Annotated in this window: 15 protein-coding genes; 4 read left to right on the top strand and 11 right to left on the bottom strand. The window is 71.0% G+C overall.

The features are described from left to right. Window positions 1-146: 146 nt before the first annotated feature. The 4 genes from OG520_RS29005 to OG520_RS28990 all read right to left on the bottom strand — a co-directional run bounded on the left by OG520_RS29005 (window position 147) and on the right by OG520_RS28990 (window position 5,158). On the bottom strand, window positions 147-1,823 hold the full coding sequence (locus tag OG520_RS29005) for a glycoside hydrolase family 13 protein (RefSeq protein WP_389970616.1): 1,677 nt from the start codon (window positions 1,821-1,823) through the stop codon (window positions 147-149). A gap of 134 nt (window positions 1,824-1,957) precedes the next feature. Beyond that, entirely contained in the window at window positions 1,958-2,851 is an 894-nt protein-coding gene (locus OG520_RS29000) for a sugar ABC transporter permease (protein ID WP_389970619.1), read from the bottom strand. After that, the gene (locus OG520_RS28995) at window positions 2,848-3,864 is read right to left on the bottom strand and encodes a carbohydrate ABC transporter permease (RefSeq protein ID WP_389970622.1); all 1,017 of its coding nucleotides are present in this window, start codon (window positions 3,862-3,864) and stop codon (window positions 2,848-2,850) included. The genes OG520_RS29000 and OG520_RS28995 overlap by 4 nt, the downstream gene beginning before the upstream one ends. Window positions 3,865-3,883: 19 nt before the next feature. Beyond that, a complete protein-coding gene (locus OG520_RS28990) occupies window positions 3,884-5,158 on the bottom strand; it encodes an extracellular solute-binding protein (protein ID WP_389970625.1) in 1,275 nt (424 codons plus the stop codon). A gap of 357 nt (window positions 5,159-5,515) precedes the next feature. On the opposite strand from OG520_RS28990, the gene OG520_RS28985 reads away from it, so the two are divergent. Together OG520_RS28985 and OG520_RS28980 are read left to right on the top strand one after the other, a co-directional pair. Continuing rightward, window positions 5,516-6,553, top strand: a complete 1,038-nt coding sequence (locus OG520_RS28985; RefSeq protein WP_385327202.1) for a LacI family DNA-binding transcriptional regulator — start codon at window positions 5,516-5,518, stop codon at window positions 6,551-6,553. A 130-nt stretch (window positions 6,554-6,683) separates the two neighbouring features. Continuing rightward, a complete protein-coding gene (locus tag OG520_RS28980) occupies window positions 6,684-7,643 on the top strand; it encodes a phosphatase PAP2 family protein (protein WP_399326129.1) in 960 nt (319 codons plus the stop codon). 195 nt (window positions 7,644-7,838) lie between these two features. Here the strand turns inward: OG520_RS28980 and OG520_RS28975 are convergent, their stop codons facing one another. Further along, complete coding sequence (locus tag OG520_RS28975; protein WP_406015140.1) at window positions 7,839-9,437, bottom strand: amidohydrolase; 1,599 nt, start codon at window positions 9,435-9,437, stop codon at window positions 7,839-7,841. An 11-nt stretch (window positions 9,438-9,448) separates the two neighbouring features. After that, a complete protein-coding gene (locus OG520_RS28970; RefSeq protein WP_406015139.1) occupies window positions 9,449-10,921 on the bottom strand; it encodes an APC family permease in 1,473 nt (490 codons plus the stop codon). Between the two features lie 139 nt (window positions 10,922-11,060). On the opposite strand from OG520_RS28970, the gene OG520_RS28965 reads away from it, so the two are divergent. Next, a complete protein-coding gene (locus OG520_RS28965) occupies window positions 11,061-11,675 on the top strand; it encodes a TetR/AcrR family transcriptional regulator C-terminal domain-containing protein (RefSeq protein ID WP_399326134.1) in 615 nt (204 codons plus the stop codon). A gap of 57 nt (window positions 11,676-11,732) precedes the next feature. Here OG520_RS28965 and OG520_RS28960 read toward each other — a convergent pair whose 3' ends face one another. After that, complete coding sequence (locus OG520_RS28960; RefSeq protein ID WP_406015138.1) at window positions 11,733-14,726, bottom strand: bifunctional [glutamine synthetase] adenylyltransferase/[glutamine synthetase]-adenylyl-L-tyrosine phosphorylase; 2,994 nt, start codon at window positions 14,724-14,726, stop codon at window positions 11,733-11,735. A gap of 132 nt (window positions 14,727-14,858) precedes the next feature. Here OG520_RS28960 and OG520_RS28955 point away from each other — a divergent pair, with 132 nt between their 5' ends. Further along, window positions 14,859-15,371, top strand: coding sequence for a pyridoxamine 5'-phosphate oxidase family protein (locus tag OG520_RS28955; RefSeq protein WP_399326137.1), 513 nt, complete (start codon window positions 14,859-14,861; stop codon window positions 15,369-15,371). A 5-nt stretch (window positions 15,372-15,376) separates the two neighbouring features. Here OG520_RS28955 and OG520_RS28950 read toward each other — a convergent pair whose 3' ends face one another. The 4 genes from OG520_RS28950 to OG520_RS28935 all read right to left on the bottom strand — a co-directional run bounded on the left by OG520_RS28950 (window position 15,377) and on the right by OG520_RS28935 (window position 20,078). Next, window positions 15,377-16,186, bottom strand: coding sequence for a putative protein N(5)-glutamine methyltransferase (locus OG520_RS28950; protein WP_406015137.1), 810 nt, complete (start codon window positions 16,184-16,186; stop codon window positions 15,377-15,379). A 183-nt stretch (window positions 16,187-16,369) separates the two neighbouring features. Then, entirely contained in the window at window positions 16,370-17,434 is a 1,065-nt protein-coding gene (locus OG520_RS28945) for a TolB family protein (protein WP_406015136.1), read from the bottom strand. Further along, window positions 17,431-18,732: an MFS transporter gene (locus OG520_RS28940; RefSeq protein WP_406015135.1), complete on the bottom strand. Its 1,302-nt coding sequence runs from the start codon at window positions 18,730-18,732 to the stop codon at window positions 17,431-17,433. The genes OG520_RS28945 and OG520_RS28940 overlap by 4 nt, the downstream gene beginning before the upstream one ends. After that, window positions 18,732-20,078: a discoidin domain-containing protein gene (locus tag OG520_RS28935; protein ID WP_399326145.1), complete on the bottom strand. Its 1,347-nt coding sequence runs from the start codon at window positions 20,076-20,078 to the stop codon at window positions 18,732-18,734. Before OG520_RS28935 ends, OG520_RS28940 begins: the two co-directional genes overlap by 1 nt. Window positions 20,079-20,196: the final 118 nt, after the last annotated feature.

The following is a 20,196-nucleotide window of genomic DNA, read 5'->3' as shown; positions in this document are numbered from 1 at the left end:
GCGGGGGCTGACACGCGCATCTGCGGCGTTGTCGTCAGTCGCCGACGCTCCGCGTGGGCTCCCTCCTCCGCCTTGCAGCTGCACGCGCCAGCCCCCGCTCCCTGATCCGGCCTGATCCGGAAGAGAGGCCCTGGGTAGGGGGACGGTCACACCGTCCACCACACCGTGGTGTCCGCGGGCAGCTCGATCTCGGCGCCGTCGGTGACGACCGGGCTGCTGGACAGCAGCACGGTGCCGCGCACCGGGATGCGCACCGGGCGACCCGTCGTGTTGACGGTGCAGACGAAGCCGGGGCGGGCGAAGATCAGCAGGCCCTCGGGGGCCTTGAGCCACTCCACCGCGGTTCCGGCGCCGAGCCCGGGGTGCGCCCGGCGGGCGGCGATCGCGGACCGGTACAGCTCCAGCGTGGAACCGGCGGTGCCGGTCTGCGCCTGGACGCTCAGCTCGCCCCACCCCTCGGGCTGGGGCAGCCAGCTGCCGCCGTCGCCGAAGCCGTACGAGCTGCCGTCGCGCGTCCACGGGATCGGCACCCGGCAGCCGTCACGGAAGCCGTCCTGGCCCTCCGCGCGGAAGAACGACGGGTCCTGACGGACCTCGTCGGGCAGGTCGGTGACGTCGGGCAGGCCGAGCTCCTCGCCCTGGTAGACGTACGCGGAGCCGGGCAGCGCCAGCATCAGCAGGGTGGCGGCGCGGGCCCGGCGCAGGCCCAGCTCGCGGTCGCCGGCCTCACGGATCTGGGTGCCGAGGCCGGGCGGGTTGGCGAACCGGGTGGTGTGCCGGGTCACGTCGTGGTTGGAGAGCACCCAGGTGGTGGGGGCGCCGACCGGACGCATCGCGTCGAGCGAGGTGTCGATGACCTTGCGGAGCTCGGCCGCGTCCCAGGCGGTGGAGAGGTACTGGAAGTTGAACGCCTGGTGCATCTCGTCGGGGCGTACGTAGTTGGCGGTGCGCTCGACCGTGGGGGTCCAGGCCTCGGCGACGGCGATGCGGTTGCCGGGGTACTCGTCGAGGATGATGCGCCAGGAACGGTAGATCTCGTGCACCCCGTCCTGGTCGAAGAACGGCATGACGTCGTTGCCGAGCAGCTTGAGCTGGTCGTGGCTGCCGAGGTCGGGCAGGCCGGCGGCCTTGACGAGGCCGTGGGCTACGTCGACCCGGAAGCCGTCGACGCCCATGTCGAGCCAGAAGCGCAGGATCGACCGGAACTCGTCGGCGACGGCCGGGTGTTCCCAGTTGAAGTCGGGCTGCTCGGGCGCGAAGAGGTGGAGGTACCAGTCGCCCGGGGTGCCGTCCGGGTCGGTGGTCCGGGTCCAGGCGGGGCCGCCGAAGATGGACTCCCAGTCGTTGGGCGGCAGTTCGCCGTCCGCGCCCTTGCCGGGGCGGAAGTGGTAGCGCTCGCGCAGCGCGGAGCCGGGGCCCTCGGCGAGGGCGCGCTTGAACCACTCGTGCCGGTCCGAGGAGTGGTTGGGCACCAGGTCCACGATGATCCGCAGGCCCAGGTCGTGGGCGTCCCGGATCAGCGCGTCGGCGTCCAGCAGGGTGCCGAACATCGGGTCGATGGCACGGTAGTCGGCGACGTCGTAGCCCGCGTCGGCCTGCGGGGACGCGTAGAACGGGCTGAGCCAGACCGCGTCCACACCGAGGTCCTTGAGGTACGGGAGTTTGCCGCGTACGCCTGCGAGATCGCCCATGCCGTCGCCGTTGCCGTCGGCGAAACTCCGTGGGTAGACCTGGTAGATCACCGCGTCCTGCCACCAGCCGGTCTGGTGGGCCGGAGCGTCGCCGAACGTGCCGGTGGAGGGGGCAGCGAGGTGCTGGGTCATGTCATCCCTGAGGTGTCGGGGTGGGAAGCGGCGCCGGAACCGGGTCGGGGTACCGGCGGCCGCCGGGACGTGGTGCGTGCGGGGCGTGCTGGGTCAGAGGCTGTCGGGTGACCTCGGACCGGATAGCGGACCTCTCAGCCCTTGACCGCTCCGGCGGACATGCCGGTGACCAGGTGACGCTGGGCGAAGAGGAAGACCAGGGCCGCGGGTATCGCGATCAGCACGGACGCGGCGGTCATCGGCCCCCACTGGGCTCCGTACCGGTTGACGAAGAGCTGCAGTCCGCCCGCGAGGGTGAGGTTGTCCTCGCCGACCATGAAGGCGGAGGCGTAGGCCACTTCGCCCCACGCGGTGATGAAGGAGTAGAACGCGGTGACGGCGAGGCCGGGCTTGGCGAGCGGCAGGATGAGCCGCCAGAACGTGCCGAACGGGGTGAGGCCGTCGACCTGCCCGGACTCGTCGATCTCGCGCGGGATGGTGTCGAAGAAGCCCTTCATCATCCAGGCACAGAACGGCACCGAGATGGTCAGGTAGGTGATGACGAGGCCGGCGGGCTGATTCAGCAGCCCCATGCCCGACATGATGTTGTAGATCGGCACGATGAGGACGGCGACCGGGAACATCTGGGTGATCAGCAGCGTCCACATCAGCCCGCGCTTGCCCGGGAAGCGGAAGCGGCTGACGGCATAGCCGGTGGAGGCGGAGATGATGACGCCGAGCAGCGTGGTGAGCCCCGCGACGAGCAGGGAGTTGCCGAACCAGGTGAGGAACTTCGTGTTCTGGATCAGGTTCGTGTAGTTCTCGAACGTGGTCTCTTTGAAGAAGTCCGTGGTGGTCGCGTACGCGGCGGGCTTCAGCGAGGTGAGCAGGACCCACAGCACGGGGAAGACGGCGATCACGGACGCGACGATGAGCGTGAGGTGCAGCCCGAAGGAGGCGATCGGCGAACGCTCGCCGCGCAGACGGACCTTGCGCGCGGAGTGCCGTGCGCGGGTCGCCGGGACGGTGGTTGCGGGGGCGGTGGTCACCAGTCGTCTCCCTGTGTGCGGAGGACTCGCCGGTAGACGGCGGCGAAGATCATCAGGAGTACGAGGATCAGCACGCCCCAGGTGGAGGACTGCGCGAAGTCACGCGGGCTGATCTCGAAGGAGAACTTGTACGCCTGGGTGACCAGGATCTGGGTGGCTTCACCGGGTCCGCCGCGGGTCAGCAGGTAGATCACCGGGAACATGTTGAAGGTCCAGATGGTGGAGAGCAGGATCACCGTGGTGGAGACCGGCCGCAGTCCGGGCAGCGTGATGTGGCGGAACCTCTGCCAGGCGGTGGCGCCGTCCATCTCCGCGGCCTCGTACTGCTCGCTGGGGATCGACTGCAGTCCGCCGAGCAGGGCGACCATCATGAACGGCACGCCGAGCCAGACGTTGACGGCGATGACGGAGAACTTCGCCCAAGTGGGGTCGTTCAGCCAGGGTATGCCGTCGATCCCGCCACCGGAGAGGATCTTGTTGAGCAGCCCGCGGTCCTCGTTGTAGAGGAACTGCCAGGCGAAGACGGAGACGAAGCCGGGGATGGCCCAGGGCAGGATGAGCGCCATCCGGTACGCGGAGCGTCCGGCGATACGGCGGTTGAGGATGTTGGCGAGGGCCATGCCGAGACCGAAGGTGATGGTCACACAGGAGACCGTCCACACCAGGGTCCACCCGAGCGTGCCGAGGAACTGATTGCCGGTGAGTGCGTCGGTGTAGTTGTCCAGGCCCACGAACTCGTACGTGGCGGGCATGTGGTTGACACCGATGGACCGCTCGACGTTGCGCTCATTGGCATCGGTCATCGACAGGTAGATGCCGCGGACCAGCGGGTAGCCGATGATCACGCCGATCACGACGACGACCGGCGCGACCATGGTCCAGGCGTACCAGTGTGTCGACAGGGCCCGCCGGAGCCTGCTCGGCGGCGGGGGGTTGCCAGTACCGCGGCTCCGGCCGCGGGCGACGTCGTCGCCCGCGGCCTTCGCCACCGACTGGCTGGTGTGGACAGCCATCAGCCGGCCTGCCTTCCTGTTACTTCCAGTCCTTGAGGAGCTTGCGGTAGGAGTCGCCGGTCGTCTTGACGGCCTTCTCCGGCGTGGTCTGGCCGGTCAGGACCTCGGTGTACTCGGTGACGAGCGGCGCGAAGAGGCTGCCGGTCTCCGGGATCCAGGGGCGCTCGACGGCGGTCTCGACGACGGGCTTGAAGTAGCCGACGATCTCGTTGTCGACGACGTCCTGCTTGGCGTAGGCGGAGGTACGGGTCGGCAGGAGGCTCAGCTCCTTGGTGACCTTGGCCTGGGTGTCGGCGGACGTCATGTAGTCGACGAACGCGTAGGAGGCGTCGAGGTTCTTCGAGCCCGCGTAGACGGCCAGGTTGTGGCCGCCCTGCGGGGCGCCCTGCGCGGCGGAGCCGGCCGGGACCGGGGCGATGCCCAGGTTGGCCTTGTCCTTGAACTCCTTGCCGGCGTAGGTGTCGGCGACGGCCCACGGGCCGTTGATCATCATGGCGACCTTGCCGTCCTTGAAGGACGCCTGCATGTTGTCCCAGCCGTCCGTGGCATCGGTTTTGGCCGCACCGGAGTCGACGAGGTCCTTGACGACCTTCATCGCCTTGACGCCCTCGGGGTTGTCGATGGTGACGGACTTGGTGGAGGCGTCGACCATGTCGCCGCCCTCGCCGTACAGGAAGGAGAGGAACCAGTACGCGTCGTCGCCGCGCAGGTACATACCGGTCTTGCCGGTCTTGTCCTTGATCTTCTTGGAGACGGTCTTCAGCTCGTCGATGGTCCTGGGGACCTCGACGCCGGCCTCCTTGAAGATCTTCTTGTTGTAGAAGATGCCCATGGAGTCGATGACCTGCGGCACCGCGTACGTCTTGTCCTTGTACTTGGTGGACGCGGCGGCCTGCTTCAGGAAGTCGTCCGGCCTCTGCAGCGCGGGGGTGCCGTCGAGCGGGGCCAGGTAGCTGAGGTCCGCGAACTCGGGGGTCCAGGCGACCTCGGAGCGGATGACGTCGGGAGCGCCGGAGCCGGACTGGGCCGCGTTCTTGAACTTGTTCTGCGCGTCACCGAAGGGCACGTTGACGTACTTGATGTGGACCTTCGGGTGCTGCTTGGTGAAGTCCTCGGCGATCTTCTTGAAGACCTTGTCCTCGCTGCCCGCGGTGGAGGTGTCCCACCACGTCACGGTGCCGGAGAGCTCGCCCGAGCTCTTGCTCGTGCCGTCGGACTCGCTGTCGCTGCCGCAGGCGGTCGCCGCGAACGCCAGGGTCGCGACCAGGGCGGTGGCCGTTATGCCACGTCGCATCTGAACTCCTTCAACTGCCGTACCGCTCCGTCGCGGCGCCGGGTCGACGAGAACGTAACAAGGATGAAAGAACGCCGAAAGAGTTTGCGGAAGATTTCTGCAAGCACCGACGATCGTTACATTCGCGTGTCCTCACGGTTGCCGTCAAGCCTCTTGACGCGAGCCGTCGATCCCTGGCAGTGGCAGGCCACAGCCCTCGATCCCGTAGTGCGACGATCTGACTGCGATCCGCAATCCGGGCTCGCAAGACCTTGCAAGATGTTGCCGCGATCCCACCCCGGAGCACCCCACAGGTACGGTCGTCCGATTCCTGCGGATGGTGGGCAATCCGACATACGCCCGGTACAGTCCACTTCCATGACCGCACGGCTTGCCGATATCGCAACTCAGGCGGGGGTCAGCGAAGCGACGGTCAGCCGCGTACTGAACGGCAAGCCCGGTGTTGCAGCGGCCACCCGCGAATCCGTTCTCGCCGCGCTCGACGTTCTCGGCTACGAACGGCCCGTGCGGCTGCGCAGGCGCAGCGCGGGACTGGTGGGCCTGATCACGCCTGAGCTGGAGAACCCCATCTTCCCCGCCCTGGCCCAGGTCATCGGCCAGGCGCTGACGCGGCAGGGCTACACGCCGGTGCTGGCGACCCAGACCCCCGGCGGCTCCACCGAGGACGAGTTGACCGAGATGCTGGTCGACCGCGGCGTCGCGGGCATCATCTTCGTCTCCGGGCTGCACGCCGACACCTCGGCCGATATGCAGCGCTATGAACAACTGCGCGCCAAGGGTGTCCCGTTCGTCCTGGTCAACGGCTTCTCGCCGAAGGTCCAGGCGCCGTTCATCTCTCCGGACGACCGGGCCGCGATGCGGCTCGCGGTGACGCACCTGGTGTCGCTGGGCCATCAGCGGATCGGTCTGGCGGTCGGCCCGAAGCGGTTCGTGCCGGTCCTGCGCAAGATCGAGGGCTTCCGCGCCACCGTGCAGGAGCAGTTGGACCTCGCGCCGGACGAGGTGGAGGAGCTGATCCAGCATTCGCTGTTCACCCTGGAGGGTGGACAGGCCGCGGCGTCGGCGCTGATGGAGCGGGGCTGCACGGCGGTGGTGTGCGCGAGCGACATGATGGCGCTCGGCGCGATCCGGGCCGCCCGCCGGCTGTCGATGGAGGTACCGCGCGATCTGTCGGTGGTCGGCTACGACGACTCGCCGCTCATAGCGTTCACCGATCCGCCGCTGACCACGATCCGTCAGCCGGTGACGGCGATGGGCCAGGCCGCCGTGCGCACGCTCCTGGAGGAGGTCGGCGGCACGCCCGCCCCGCACAGCGAGTTCGTCTTCATGCCCGAACTGGTCGTTCGCGGTTCAACGGCCGCTGGTCCGGGGCCCGCTCCGGCCACCACCGCCTGACCCGCCCAGGATCCCACGCCCGTTCCCGGCACGCAGTTCGAGCACGCGTTTCCGGCACTCCTGATGTGCGGCCCGGACCCGGCCGGAGGATCAACGGGCGGAGGGGCATTTTCTGGCAGACTCTGTGCCTATGGGTGAATTGAGCGTGACGTCACAGGAAGGCCGACCGGAGGCCACCCCGTCACCCATCGTGGACGAGGCGGCCCCCGCGGCGAACCCCAAGTGGAACACCGGACGGCGCAACAGCCACCCGGCGAGACTGCGTCACCTCCGCTCCCCCCGCCGACCGCGCATCTGGTTCGAAATCCTGCTCGTCGCGGCCAGTTACTGGGTGTACTCGCTGGTGCGCAACGCCGTCCCGGAGCAGCGGACCGAGGCCCTGCGCAACGCCAACCGGATCTGGTCGGCCGAGAACCACCTGGGCATCGCGGTGGAGCAGACGGTCAACCACGCGGTGAATTCCGCGACATGGCTGATCGTCTCGATGAACTACTACTACGCGACCCTGCACTTCGTCGTCACCGTCTGTGTGCTGGTCTGGCTGTTCCGCTGCCACCCCGGCCGTTACGCGGCGGCCCGGCTGGCCCTGTTCGCGACCACGGGCGTGGCGCTGCTCGGTTACTACCTGTATCCGCTGGCGCCGCCCCGTCTGATGAACGGCGGCCACTTCATCGACACCGTGCTGGTTCATCACACCTGGGGTTCGATGGCCTCGGGCAACTTCAAGAACATGTCGAACCAGTACGCGGCGATGCCGTCGATGCACATCGGCTGGTCGCTCTGGTGCGGTCTGACCGTCTTCGCGCTGGCCTCCGCGCCCTGGGCGCGCGTCCTGGGCCTGCTCTACCCGACGGTCACCCTGGTCGTCATCGTGTCGACCGCCAACCACTTCTGGCTGGACGCGCTGGGCGGCATGGCGTGCCTGGCCTTCGGTTGCGCGGTGTCGTACGCCTGGTACGGCTCGCTGCCGCACCATCTCCCGAAGCGGGTGCCGCTGCCGCGCGAAAGGGCCCGGCTGGCCGGCCTGTCCGCGCGTACGCCGGTCCGGCCGCGGCGCCCGGCGGCGGACGCGGCGGCGGGCCGCCGCTGAGAGCCTGTCGGGTGACCTCGGACCGGAGAGGCGGACGCGGTCTGGTGCGTGCGATTCCAAGGCGGAGGAGGGAGTCGACGCGGAGCGTTGGCGACCGACGACAACGCGGGAAGCGTGCGTGCCAGGGCGTGGCCGCCCGGTCGGAGGTCGCCCGACAGGCTCTGAGGGCGTATTCGGCCCGTCCGCCGCCGGACCTCACCCCCGGTGCACCACGCGTCCCCCGCACACCGTGAGCCGCACCGGCGCCTCCCCCAGCTCGTCCGCCGGGGCCGCCACCGGATCCACCCCGAACGCCGTCAGATCGGCCCGGTACCCCACGGCGATCCGGCCCGCGACGTGCTGCTCCCCGGCGGCGACCGCCGCGTGCGAGGTGCAGCCCTCCAGCGCCATCAGCCCGGTCAGCGCCTGCTCGGCGGTGACCGGCTCGGTGTCGTACGCCCCGGGCAGCCGCCGCAGCCGGGCCGTGGCCAGCACCTGCCGTACGTCGTAGTGGGCGATCGGCCAGTCCGAGCCCAGCGCCAGGTAGGCCCCGGCGTCGCGCAGGTCCCGGCAGCGCCAGGCCCGCCCGGCCCGCTCGTCACCGAGCCGCTTCGACCATGCGTCGCTGTGGTCGGCACGGGTGTACGCGGTGTGCGTGGGCTGCATCGAGGCGATCACCCCGAGGGCGGCGAACCGGGCGGCCAGGCCGTTCGGCACGGTCTCGATGTGCTCGATGCGGTGGCGGAGCCGGCCGCTCTCCCCCAGCGCCTCCACGGTGTCCAGCACATGCCGCACGGCCGCGTCCCCGATGGCGTGCGTGGCGGTGCGCACCCCGGCGTGGTGCAGATGGTGGACGGCGGCGGTGTACGCCTGCGGGTCCGGCCAGAACGCCTCGGTGCCCTCCCCGTGGCAGTCGGCGTGCTCCAGCCACGCGGTGCCGCCCTCGACGGTGCCGTCCATGAAGAACTTGACGCCGCCGACGCGCCAGAGCCGGCCCGCCTCACTCTGCACACGTACCAGCTCGTCCAGGGCCTCCTGGTCGGCGCCCGGCATGCACCAGGGGGCCAGCCGCAGCCGTACGGGCAGGTCCGTCTCCTCCTCGACGGCGGCCAGCAGCTCGGGCACGGAGCCGTCGGCGAGGTCCATCACATGGGCCCCGGTGAGGCCGGTGGCGGCCATGCCCGAGAGCAGTTCCACGAGGCGGGTGCGGCGTTCCGCGTACGAGGGCCTGGGCAGCCGTGCCCCGACCAGGTCCATCGCGGCGTGCTCGATCAGATGCCCGGTGGGGCGGCCGTCGGGGTCGCAGACGACGGTGGAGCGCTGGACGAAGGTGCGGGGGCCCGTGATCCCGGCGCGTTCCAGGGCCGCCCCGCTGGCCAGGGCGGAGTGCCCGTCGTAGAGCCGGATGAAGGCGGGGGCGCCGCCGATGGCGTCCTCGATCAGGGACCGGTCGACGGGCACGCCGCCGAAGGCGTTGTGGTCCAGGCCCCAGGCGATGACCCAGCCCTCGGTCCGTTCGGCCGCTGCCAGGGCGGCGCGCAGCTGGTCGAGGTCGCGGACGGCGGTGAGGTCCGTGCCGGTGGCCATCTCCAGGCCCCAGACGGGGTGGCTGTGCGCGTCGACCAGACCGGGCGTGAGGGTGGCCCCGGACAGGTCGAGGTGGACCGTGCCGTTGCCGCGCCATTCGCGCAGTCCGGCCTCGTCGCCGACCGCGGTGATCACCCCGTCCTTGACCGCCACGGCGGTGGCTTCCGGCCGGGCCGGATCGAGGGTGCGGACACGGGCTCCGGTGAGGAGGAGGTCGGCTGCGGACACGGTGGGACTCCTTAGACGGTGGTGGAGGCGGTGGCGGCGGGGGCGGTCTCGGCCCCGGTCTCCTGCGACGTTGACGGCTCGGCCGCGAACCGGGCGTACACCTCGGGTTTGTTGCGCTTCAGCCGGTACGCGAGCGCGAGTCCGATCAGGAAGACCGCGGGCACCAGCGAGACGAGCACGATGTTCACGCCGGTCGAGGCGCCGGAGAACAGATCGACGTGGTCAGTGACCAGGAAGATCGCGGCTGCCAGCAGCACGGCGGCGACGACCGGCGCGACGACGGTACGGAACCTGCCCTCGCCGTGCTCGAACCGGCGGAAGAACAGCGGTACGGCAATCGCGGCGAGCAGCTGGAGCAGCATCAGGCCGAGCATTCCCGGTGTGTTGACCCAGAGCAGCAGTTGCGCGTACGGGTCGGCTCCGGCCGCCGCGAAGCCGATGACGACGACGGCTCCGAGTGCGATCTGGGCGAGTCCGGCCACATAGGGGGAACGGTGGCGGGGGTGGATGCGGCCCAGGGCCGCGGGCAGCACCCCTTCCTCGGAGAGCGCGAGTCCGTACCGGTTGATGGCGTTGTGGAAGGCGAGCAGCGAGGCGAGGACGCTGGTGACGATGAGGATGTGCATCAGGTCCGCGGCCCAGGAGCCGACGTAGTGGGTGATGGCGGAGAAGAACAGCCCGCCCGGGTCGGTGGTGGCGGCCTCGACCACGCTCGCGTCGCCGAAGGCCTGGATGACGGTCCAGACGATGAACGCGTAGAAGAGCCCGAGGAACGCGACGGCGATATAGGTGGCGCGGGGGACGGTACGGTCCGGGTTCCGTGCCTCGCGCCGGTAGATCACCGTGGACTCGAAGCCGGTGAAGGCGGCGAACGCGCAGGCCAGTACGGCTGCCGTGCCGGGTACGAGGACATGGCCGGGGGTGAACGAGGCGAGCGAGATCCCGTCGGCTCCGCCGTCCAGCAGCACACCGCCGGCGAGCAGGACGAGAATGCCGGTCTCGGCGACGAGCAGCACCCCGAGGACCTTGGCTCCGAAGTCGATGGAGCGGAAGCCGCCGTACCAGATGAGCAGCAGTCCGGCGAGGGAGATCGGCAGCCAGGGGATGTCGATGCCCCACAGGGCCTGGGCGGTGTCGGCGGTGGTGGAGCCGAGCAGTCCGTAGACGCCGATCTCCATGCCGTTGTAGCCGAGCATCGCGAGCAGGGCGGCGGCGATGCCGACGGGGCGGCCCATGCCCCGGGTGATGTACGCGTAGAACGCGCCGCCGCTGCGGACGTGGCGGCTCATCGTGGTGAACCCGATGGCGAAGATCGCGAGGGTCACGCCGGCCAGCAGATAGCCGACGGGGGCGCCGATGCCGCCGAGCAGGATGGCGATGGGGGCGACGCCGGCCATCACCGTGAGCGGGGCGGCCGCCGAGATGACGAAGAAGGCGATGTCGGCGGTGCCGAGGGTGCCTCTTCTGAGAGTGGGCGCAGACATACGAAAGGGGAGCCCTTCTGCGACTGGCGGGGCAGGGACCGGTAACCAGAAACCTAAAGGCTTTCGGTTTGCGCAATGTAGCCTCACCCATGGGCATCCGGGAAGACCTCCCGGTGGACACACGTCAGGAGAACCACGCATGGGACGGCCGCGCACACCGCTGCTGGACCGGGAGCGCATCACCACCACGGCGCTCGAACTCATCCACGAGCAGGGCGAGTTCAGCGTCCCGCAGATAGCCCGGAGGCTCGGGGTGCAGACCGGGTCGCTCTACCACCATGTGGACGGAAGGGGCGGCGTCGTCGAGCTCATCCGGGAACGGGTGTGCGACGCGATCGACTCCGCGACCCTCGACGTGGAGCCCTGGGACGCGGCCATGACGGCCTGGGCCCGCTCCTACCGTGCCGCGTTCGCCGCCCACCCGCGTGCGATTCCGCTGCTGACGACCTCACCGGTGCGCGCCCCGAAGGTCCTGGAGCAATACGAGAGCGCGGTCCGGCTGCTGCTGGGCGTCGGCTTCGCGATGTCCGAGGTGATGACGGTGATCACCGCGCTGGAGAACCTGGTCCTGGGTTCGGCGCTGGACCTGGCGGCCCCGGAGACGATGTGGGAGCTCCCGGACGACATCACGACCCCGCGCCTCGCGCAGGCGCTGGCCGCGGTGGGCACGGGCCGGGCGGACGCGGCGTTCGAGCTGGCGCTGGGCGCGTTCATCGGGCACTGCCGCGGACTGCTGGACGCGAAGGAGGCGTAGGCGTACCGCCCGGTGAGGATGGGGACGCGGCGCGGGGACGCCGGCATGCGTCCCGTCTCACGCCCCGTAGAACCGCTCCTCCACCACCGCCCGCGCCCGCCGGGTGATCCGCCGGTAGTCGTCCAGCATGTCCCCGACGTGCCCCGGCTCGTACCCCAGGTACCGCCCGACCGCGGTGAGTTCGCGCGGCCCGGACGGGAACGTGTCGCCCGGCCGGCCGCGTACCAGCATCACCGCGTTGCGCACCCGGGTGGCCAGCACCCAGGCCTCGTCCAGTGTCTGCGCGTCCTCGGTCGGGATCAGATCCGCCGCGCACGCCGCCGCCAGCGCCTCGCGGGTACGTGTCGTCCGCAGCCCCGGTTCCGCCCAGCCGTGCTGCATCTGCATCAGCTGGACCGTCCACTCGACATCGCTCAGCCCGCCGCGCCCCAGCTTGGCGTGGAGCGTCGGATCGGCGCCGCGCGGCAGCCGCTCGGATTCCATCCGGGCCTTGAGACGCCGGATCTCGCGGACCGCGTCCTCCCCCAGGCCCTCCATCGGATAGCGCAGCGGATCGATCAACTCGATGAACTCGCGGCCGAGTTCCGCGTCGCCCGCGACCGGCTCGGCGCGCAGCAGCGCCTGGCTCTCCCAGACCAGCGACCAGCGCCGGTAGTAGGCCTCGTACGATGCCAGCGTGCGCACCAGCGGTCCACTCTTGCCCTCCGGGCGCAGATCCGCGTCGATGATCAACGGCGGGTCGGCGGTGGGCAGTTGGAGCAGTCGGCGCATCTCGGCGACCACCGCGTTCGCGGCCCGGCCCGCCTCCTGCTCGTCGACCCCCTCGCGCGGCGAGTGGACGAACAGCACATCGGCGTCGGAGCCGTAGCCGAGCTCGTGGCCGCCGAACCGGCCGACGCCGATGACCGCGAACCGGGTGGGGAGGGTGTCCCCCCACTGTTCGCGCACGGCGGCGCGCAGGGCGCCCCCGATCGTGACGGCGTTCAGATCGGTGACAGCGTTGCCCACCCGGTCGACCAGGGCCCCCGGGTCCTCCTCGGCGGGGCGGTCCTCCGTACCGTACGAGCCGATGAGGTCCGCGGCCGTGGTCCGGAACAGCTCGCGCCGCCGCACCCCGCGCACCACCGCGACGGCGGACTCGGCGCCCTCCGCGCGCCCCACCGCGGCCAGCACCTCCTGCTCCAGGTTCTCCCGGGTGCGCGGCTTCAGCCCCTGCGGGTCACCGAGCAGCGCCACCGCCTCCGGGGCCCGCAGCAGCAGGTCGGGGGCGAGCCGGCCGGCCGACAGCACCCGGGCGAGGTTCTCCGCGGCGGCGCCCTCGTCCCGCAGCAGCCGCAGGTACCAGGGGGTCTTGCCGAGGGCGTCGGACACCTTGCGGAAACCGAGCAGCCCGGCGTCCGGGTCCGCGGAGTCCGCGAACCAGCCGAGCAGCACCGGCAGCAGGGTGCGCTGGATGGCGGCCTTGCGGGACACGCCGGACGACAGCGCCTCCAGGTGCCGGAGCGCGGCGGCCGGATCGGCGTAGCCCAGCGCTTCGAGCCGGTGCCCGGCCGCCTTCGCGCTGAGCCGGGACTCACCGGGCGCGAGCTGGGCGACGGCGTCGAGCAGCGGCCGGTAGAACAGCTTCTCGTGCAGTCGCCGCACCACGGACGCGTGCCGCTTCCACGCCTGGTTGAGCTCGGTGATCGGGTCCGTGCGCATCCCGAGGGAGCGTCCGAGCCGCCGCAGATCGGGGGCGTCCTCCGGGACCAGATGGGTGCGGCGCAGCCGGTAGAGCTGGATGCGGTGCTCCATGGCGCGCAGGAAGCGGTAGGCGTCGTCCAGTTGCGCGGCGTCCACCCGTCCCACGTAGCCGCCCTCGGCGAGCGCGCGCAGGGCCTCCAGCGTGGTGCCGCTGCGCAGGGTGGCGTCACTGCGGCCGTGCACCAACTGGAGGAGCTGTACGGCGAATTCGACGTCCCGCAGGCCGCCGGGGCCGAGCTTGATCTCGCGGTCGACGCGGTCCGCGGGGATGTTGTCGACGACGCGGCGGCGCATCTTCTGCACGTCGGGGACGAAGTTCTCGCGGTCCGCGGCCTGCCATACGAGCGGCGACACGGCCTCGACGTACTCCGCGCCCAGCTCGGGGTCGCCGGCCACCGGCCGGGCCTTGAGCAGTGCCTGGAACTCCCAGGTCTTGGCCCAGCGCTGGTAGTACGCGAGATGCGAGGACAGCGTCCGCACCAGGGGTCCGTTGCGGCCCTCGGGACGGAGGTTGGCGTCGACGGGCCAGATGGTGCCCTCGACCGTCGTGTCGGAACAGATCCGCATCATGTGCGCGGCCAGTCGGGTGGCGGCCTGCACGGCCGCGCTCTCCTCCTCGAAGCCGTCGACCGGTTCCGCGACGAAGATGACATCGACGTCGGAGACGTAGTTCAGCTCGTGCCCGCCGCACTTGCCCATCGCGATGACGGCGAGCCGGCACTGGGCGGCGTCGGCCGGTGCGGCCGTACGGGCGATGGCGAGCGCCGCCCGCAGGGTCGCGGTGGCCAGATCGGCCAGTTCGGCGGCGGCCTCGGCGACGTCCGTCGTACCGCACACATCGCGGGCCGCTATGGCCAGCAGGCACCGGCGGTAGGAGACGCGCAGCGAGTCGGGGTCGTCGGCCCCGGCGAGACCCTGCTCGAACTCGGCCACGCCGGGGTGCAGATCGGTGGCCTCGTAGGTGACGAGGGCCTGCCAGTCGCGGGGGTGGCGGGCGAGATGGTCGCCGAGCGCCTCGGACGCCCCGAGCACCCCGAGCAGCCGGTCCCGCAGCGGTTTGGCGGTGACGAGCGTGTCCAGCAGGATCTGCCGCTCGTCCGCCTCCTCGGCCTCCACCAGCCGGACGAGCCCGTGCAGGGCCAGATCGGGGTCGGCGGTGGCGCCGAGGGCTTCGAGCAGCACCGGGTCGGAGCGTACGGACGACAGCTCGGGCAGATCGAGGAGCCGCTCGGCGGCGGAGGGGTCCGTGAAACCGTGCCGCAGCAGTCGGGTGAACGTGCTGCTCCTGCGCCCCGGCACCGTCGTCATTCCGTGCTCTCCCGCTCGCCGCCACACACCATCCAGCGTTCCGAGCCTAGCCCGCTCCGATAAATTCGGAGCGTGTGCGCGGTCCGTACTTCGCGGGCACGATCATTTCCAGGACCAGACCGGGAGGCCCTCATGTCCGGATTCGAACCCTACGCCGAGCTGGATGGCGACTACAGCGACAAGAACGCGACGGCCTGTCCGTGGTCGGCGGCGAGGGACCTGCTGACCAGGGCGGAACTGTACTGGCTGTCCACGGTCCGCCCGGACGGCCGCCCGCACGTCACTCCGCTGATCGGGGTGTGGGCGGACAGCGCCCTGCATTTCGCCACCGGTGCCGAGGAGCGCAAGGCCCGGAACCTGGCCGCCAACCCCGAAGTGGTGCTGACGACCGGCAACAACACCATGTCGGAGGGACTCGACGTGGTGGTCGAGGGCCGGGCGGAGCGGGTGACGGACGAGGACCGGCTGAACCTGCTGGCCGTGGCCTGGGAGGCGAAGTACGGCCCGGAGTGGCACTTCGACGTACGGGCCGGCACGTTCGTGAACGCGGGACACACGGCGCTGGTGTTCCAGGTGCGCCCTCGCAAGGCCTTCGGTTTCGGCAAGGGCGCCCGCTTCAGCCAGACGCGGTGGCGGTTCAGCTGAGCGTCTCAGCCGACGGAGTGATCCGTCGGGCCGGGCCTGGTCGCGATGACGACGGTCGCGTACAGCTCGTCGGAGGAGACCACGCGCGGGATCAGGCCGCTGCGGGCGACGGTCTCCTCGGCCCGTGCCGCCTGCCGCTCGCTCGTCTCGACCAGCAGATGCCCGCCCGGTGCCAGCCATCGCGGGGCCTCGGCGGTGACCCGGCGCAGGACGTCGAGGCCGTCCAGGCCCCCGTCGAGCGCCACGCGCGGTTCATGGATGCGGGCCTCCGGGGGGAGCAGTTCGACATCGTCCGTGGGTACGTACGGGACATTGGCGAGCAGGATCTCCACCCGGCCGCGCAGCGATCCGGGCAGCGGTTCGAAGAGGTCGCCCTCGTACACCTCGCCCGCCTCGCCGATGTTGCGGCGGGCGCACCGCACGGCGGCGGGTTCGATGTCCGTGGCGTGCAGTTCGACCCGGCCCGGTCTCGCGGCGAGCGCGGCGCCGAGGGCTCCCGAACCGCAGCACAGGTCAACGACGACCGCTCCGGGCCCGGCGAGGGCGGCGGCCTGCCGGACCAGGAACTCGGTGCGGCGGCGGGGGACGAAGACGCCGGGGTCGACGGCGATCCGCAGACCGCCGAACTCGGCCCAGCCGAGGACGTGTTCCAGGGGGAGACCGGCGGCCCGCCGTTCGACCATGGCCGCGAGCGAGGCGGGGTCGGTGGCCGTGGCGACGATCAACTCCGCCTCGTCCTCGGCGAATACGCAGCCGGCGGCGCGGAGTGTGGTGACGATGGTGGAGACGGCGAGCGGTGTGGTGGAAACCGACATGAGCGGAGCCTTTCGGGAAAGCCGATGGGCGCTCCGCAGTCGACTATGTCGGGTCGACCACGCGATCGTGAGGGATGAGCACCCAGCCTGATACAGCGGTAATGGGTCTCACCTCCTCGGTCGGCCCCCGTGTGGGGATGCGTCACACTACACCGGTCGCCTCTCCGGTGCCCGGGACAGCCCTCAGGGGCTGTCCGCCGCCCCTGCCACCGCCACCGGCGACGACCCGCCCTTCACGGCGACGCGGGGCGTTCCCGTCCCGTCCGCCGGGACGGTCCAGACGTCGCTCCCCCGGCCGGACCCGCCCGGCAGCGCGTAGGCGAGCGTGTCGTCGTCCAGCCAGGCCGCCTGGTCGTCGACGCTGTGCTCCTCCGCGAGCGGCGTCTCGTGCATGGTCCGCAGATCGAGGACGTACAGCCGCCAGGGCGCCGCCGCGTCGTCGGAGACCTTCTTCTTGAACGCGAGCCGGGTGTTGTCGGGCGACAGAGAGGGGCACTCGACGTTCTGCCGCAGCGCCTTCGCCGACCAGTCCCGCATGTTCCCCTCGACGAGGTAGGTGCGGCCCTTGGTGGACACGGTCGCGTAGAAGCGGTTGTCGTCACGGGCGAAGGTCACGCCCCAGTAGTTGACATCAGGGGCGTGGTAACGGGCGCCGTCGATGGTGAGCTGGATGTTCTCCATGGACTTGATGAGGTAGCCGGTGCGCAGATCGAGGATGGCGGTGCGGGTGGAGAAGGAGGTGGTGGCGTACGAGTCGCCGGTCGCGAACACCGTCCAGGACAGCATCCGCCCGGAGGCGGAGACCCGGGCGCGGGTGGGAACGCCCGGCACGGTGATCCGGCGTTTCTCGCGCAACTGCCGGTCGAGGACGATCGCGTACGTCCTGGGCAGCACCCCGGGCTTGGCCCGCAGGCAGAGCGCGCCTTCGTCGGAGGCGTAGAACCGGTCGCAGGCGGGGCCGCCGGTGGTACGGGCCCCGGCGGTACGGGCGCCCGCGGTACGGACTCCGGGGGCGCCGGCCAGCGGCTGGTGGGCGACGCGTCCGCTGGCCGTGTCCCGGAAGTACAGCGCGGGCCCGCCGAGGGTGAACGAGGCGTCGGCCTCGTTCCGTTCCCCCTTCGTCCGCTGCTGCGCGTGCATCACATACCCGACGGAACCGCCCGCGAGGAGCAGCACCGCGGCCACCACGACGGCGATCCGGGCGCGGGGGCCGGGCGGGGTCGCGGTTCTCGGAAACCTGGCGCTCATGCGGTCCGCCTTTCGGGGATCTGGGCTGCCGACTCCCCGGGAGCGGGGGTGCCGGAGGGATTGCGGGGCAGCAGCGCCCAGCCGCCCGCGAGGGCGACGAGCAGGGCGGAGACCGCAGCCCACAGCGCGGGGCCCGGCCCCCACAGGGTCCAGGCGGCGCCGAAGCCCGCCGCGGCGAGCATCCGGGCCAGCGCCTGGCCGGTCTGGAGCACGGCCAGTCCGCCCGCCCTGCCGTCGGCGGGCAGCACGGGTCCGGCGAGGGCCATCAGCACGCCGTCGGTGGTGGCGTAGAAGACGCCGAGCAGCGCGAGGACGGGCACCAGGAGCAGCAGGGCCGGGCCCCCGATGGGGGCGAGGAGCGTGGCGTACACGCCGAGCAGCGCGAGGTGCCCGTACAGGAACGGCAGCCGTCGGCCGACCCGGTCGGCGATCCGGCCCGCCGGGACCGCCAGCAGCAGGTAGCACGCCGCGGCGCCGAGCGGCAGCAGCGGGAACCAGCTGATGGGGAGGTCGAGCCGACGCTGGAGCAGGAGGTAGACGAAGGCGTCGCCGACGGTGGCGGCGCCGAGCAGGGAGGCGGCGGCGAGGATCCGCCGGAAGGCGGGGTCACGGAGCGCCCCGAACGCCTTGCGCCTGCGGGGAGCCTGGATCAGGGGCGGTGGTGCCGGCTGGTGCCCGGGGACGTACAGGACGAGAAGCAGCACCCCGAGCAGGCCGACGCAGAAGCTGACCACGAACACCGCGTCGTAGGCGTCGGCGGTCGCCCAGAGCAGGGCGAACGCGGCGAGCGGGCCGAGCAGGGCGCCCGTGGTGTCCATCGCCCGGTGCACGCCGAAGGACCGGCCGAGCGTCTCGGGCGGGCTGCTCAGGGTGATCAGCGCGTCGCGGGGCGCCGTACGGATGCCCTTGCCGACCCGGTCGGTGGCGAGGGCGGCCGCGATCCCGGCGGTGGCGCCGCCCGCGAGCAGCAGGCCGATCCGGGAGAGGGCGGAGAGGGCGTAGCCGAGCCCGGCGACCCGTTTGTGCCCGCGGCCACGGTCGGCGGCGTACCCGCCGAGCAGTCGCACGACGGCGGCGGCGCCGTTGAACAGGCCGTCCAGGAAGCCGAATTGGAGGGGTGAGAGACCGAGCCCGAGGACAAGGTAGAGCGGCAGCACCGCGGTGACCATCTCGGAGGAGATGTCGGTGACGAGGCTGACCGTGCCGAGTGCCAGGACGGTGCCGGGGACGCGCCGGCCCGCCCCGCCGCTGCGGGGCGGGGCCGGCGTGTCCCGGCGGCCTGTGGTCGCCAGATACATCAGTGGCAGGTGTACTTCGGGCTGGTGTCCTTGGTCTTGCCGTCGGTGCCGACGTAGTTCCAGCTGTAGCCGGAGTCGGTGAAGTCCATCTTCAGGACGCCGTATTCACCGCTGATCCGCTTCTGGCTGTTGGGCTGGACCTCCTCGATGGGGTAGGGCTCGGCGCCGCCCATCCCGCCGACGATCTCGGTGATCCCGTCCGCGGTGGCCTTCCCGTCGGGGTTCTGCGGGGCGAACCGCTCGTAGTGGTGGTCGTGCCCGTTGAGCACGAGATCGGCCTTGGCCCCGTACAGGATCTTCCAGACCGGCCTGCTGACCGGGTCGTTGCCGTGTCCGCCGGAGGAGTACAGCGGGTGGTGCCAGTAGGCGGCGATGCACGCCTTGCTGTTCTTGGCGATGTCGGCCTTGAGCCAGTCGATCTGCGCGCTCTGGTCGAAGGAGTTGGAGTCGAGGGCGATGAAGTGCCAGTTGCCTTCGTCGAAGCTGTAGTAGGTCTTGCCCTGGGGGTACGCGATGGACCCGAAGTACGTCTTGTAGCCGGCCAGCGAACCGGCCGGGTCGTACGTCTCGTGGTTGCCCGGTACCGGACGGGTCTTGGCCTTGAAGGCACCCCAGGTCTTGTCGTAGTAGGCGCGGAAGTCGGAGATCCGGGCGTCGTCGTACTGGCTGTCGCCCATCGTCAGATAGAACTTCGGGTCGATCTTCTGGGCCAGCGCCGCGGTCTTGGGGTGGGCGCAGTCGCTGTCGGACGCGGTGCACTGGGCGGCGATGTCACCGGCGGCGACCACGGTGAAGGCACCGGTCTGCGGGGGCTCGCCGCCGAGGGTGCCGTAGACCTCGACCTCGTACAGCGAGTAGCCGTAGGCGGTGCCGCGCGCGGTGCCGTACACGCGCAGGTAGCGGCCCTTGCCGGAGAGGGAGGCCCAGTCGTCGGTGCCGCCGTTGCCGGCCGTCTCGTCGGCGAGCCGGGTCCAGCTGGTGCCGTCGGCGGAGATCTCGATCCGGTACGCCTTGGCGTAGGCGTCCTCCCAGCTCAGTTTCACCCGCGTGACGTCGGCACTGGCGCCGAGGTCGACGCCGAGCCACTGCGGGTCCTTGCCCTCGACGCTCGCCCAGCGGGTGGCCGGGTCGCCGTCGAAGGCGTTCTGCGGTCCGAAGTCGGAACTTTCGTCGGTGGAGGCGGTGGCGGTCTTGCCGCGCGAGATGAGGGGGTCGGCGGCGGCGCCGGCCCGTTCCGGATAGGCGAGCAACAGGCCGCCGACGAGGACGAGTACGGCGGCGATGACCACGCCCACCGTACGGCGCCGCGTGGGCGTGAGGAGCAAAGCTGAGCCGTTCGGGTGCATCCCTGGACTCCTGGCCTTGTGGGGGTGGCGAGAGCTGGGCAGTGGTGCGTGTGTCCCCGCACCCGGCCCGCGTACGGGCAGGAGACGGGATCGTGGTGGCCGGGCCAGAGCTCTCACT

The sequence above is a fragment of the Streptomyces sp. NBC_00984 genome (genome assembly GCF_045162475.1).
Classification (GTDB): domain Bacteria; phylum Actinomycetota; class Actinomycetes; order Streptomycetales; family Streptomycetaceae; genus Streptomyces.
The sequence above is the reverse complement of the archived record's forward strand: the minus strand, read 5'-3'. Positions and strand labels throughout refer to the sequence as shown.

Coding starts and splice junctions, on each gene's coding strand:
- OG520_RS29005 (WP_389970616.1), bottom strand. CDS start 1,823: ATGACCCAGCACCTCGCTGCCCCCTCCACCGGCACGTTCGGCGACGCT.
- OG520_RS28995 (WP_389970622.1), bottom strand. CDS start 3,864: ATGGCTGTCCACACCAGCCAGTCGGTGGCGAAGGCCGCGGGCGACGAC.
- OG520_RS28990 (WP_389970625.1), bottom strand. CDS start 5,158: ATGCGACGTGGCATAACGGCCACCGCCCTGGTCGCGACCCTGGCGTTC.
- OG520_RS28985 (WP_385327202.1), top strand. CDS start 5,516: ATGACCGCACGGCTTGCCGATATCGCAACTCAGGCGGGGGTCAGCGAA.
- OG520_RS28980 (WP_399326129.1), top strand. CDS start 6,684: ATGGGTGAATTGAGCGTGACGTCACAGGAAGGCCGACCGGAGGCCACC.
- OG520_RS28970 (WP_406015139.1), bottom strand. CDS start 10,921: ATGTCTGCGCCCACTCTCAGAAGAGGCACCCTCGGCACCGCCGACATC.
- OG520_RS28965 (WP_399326134.1), top strand. CDS start 11,061: ATGGGACGGCCGCGCACACCGCTGCTGGACCGGGAGCGCATCACCACC.
- OG520_RS28960 (WP_406015138.1), bottom strand. CDS start 14,726: ATGACGACGGTGCCGGGGCGCAGGAGCAGCACGTTCACCCGACTGCTG.
- OG520_RS28955 (WP_399326137.1), top strand. CDS start 14,859: ATGTCCGGATTCGAACCCTACGCCGAGCTGGATGGCGACTACAGCGAC.
- OG520_RS28950 (WP_406015137.1), bottom strand. CDS start 16,186: ATGTCGGTTTCCACCACACCGCTCGCCGTCTCCACCATCGTCACCACA.
- OG520_RS28945 (WP_406015136.1), bottom strand. CDS start 17,434: ATGAGCGCCAGGTTTCCGAGAACCGCGACCCCGCCCGGCCCCCGCGCC.
- OG520_RS28940 (WP_406015135.1), bottom strand. CDS start 18,732: ATGTATCTGGCGACCACAGGCCGCCGGGACACGCCGGCCCCGCCCCGC.
- OG520_RS28935 (WP_399326145.1), bottom strand. CDS start 20,078: ATGCACCCGAACGGCTCAGCTTTGCTCCTCACGCCCACGCGGCGCCGT.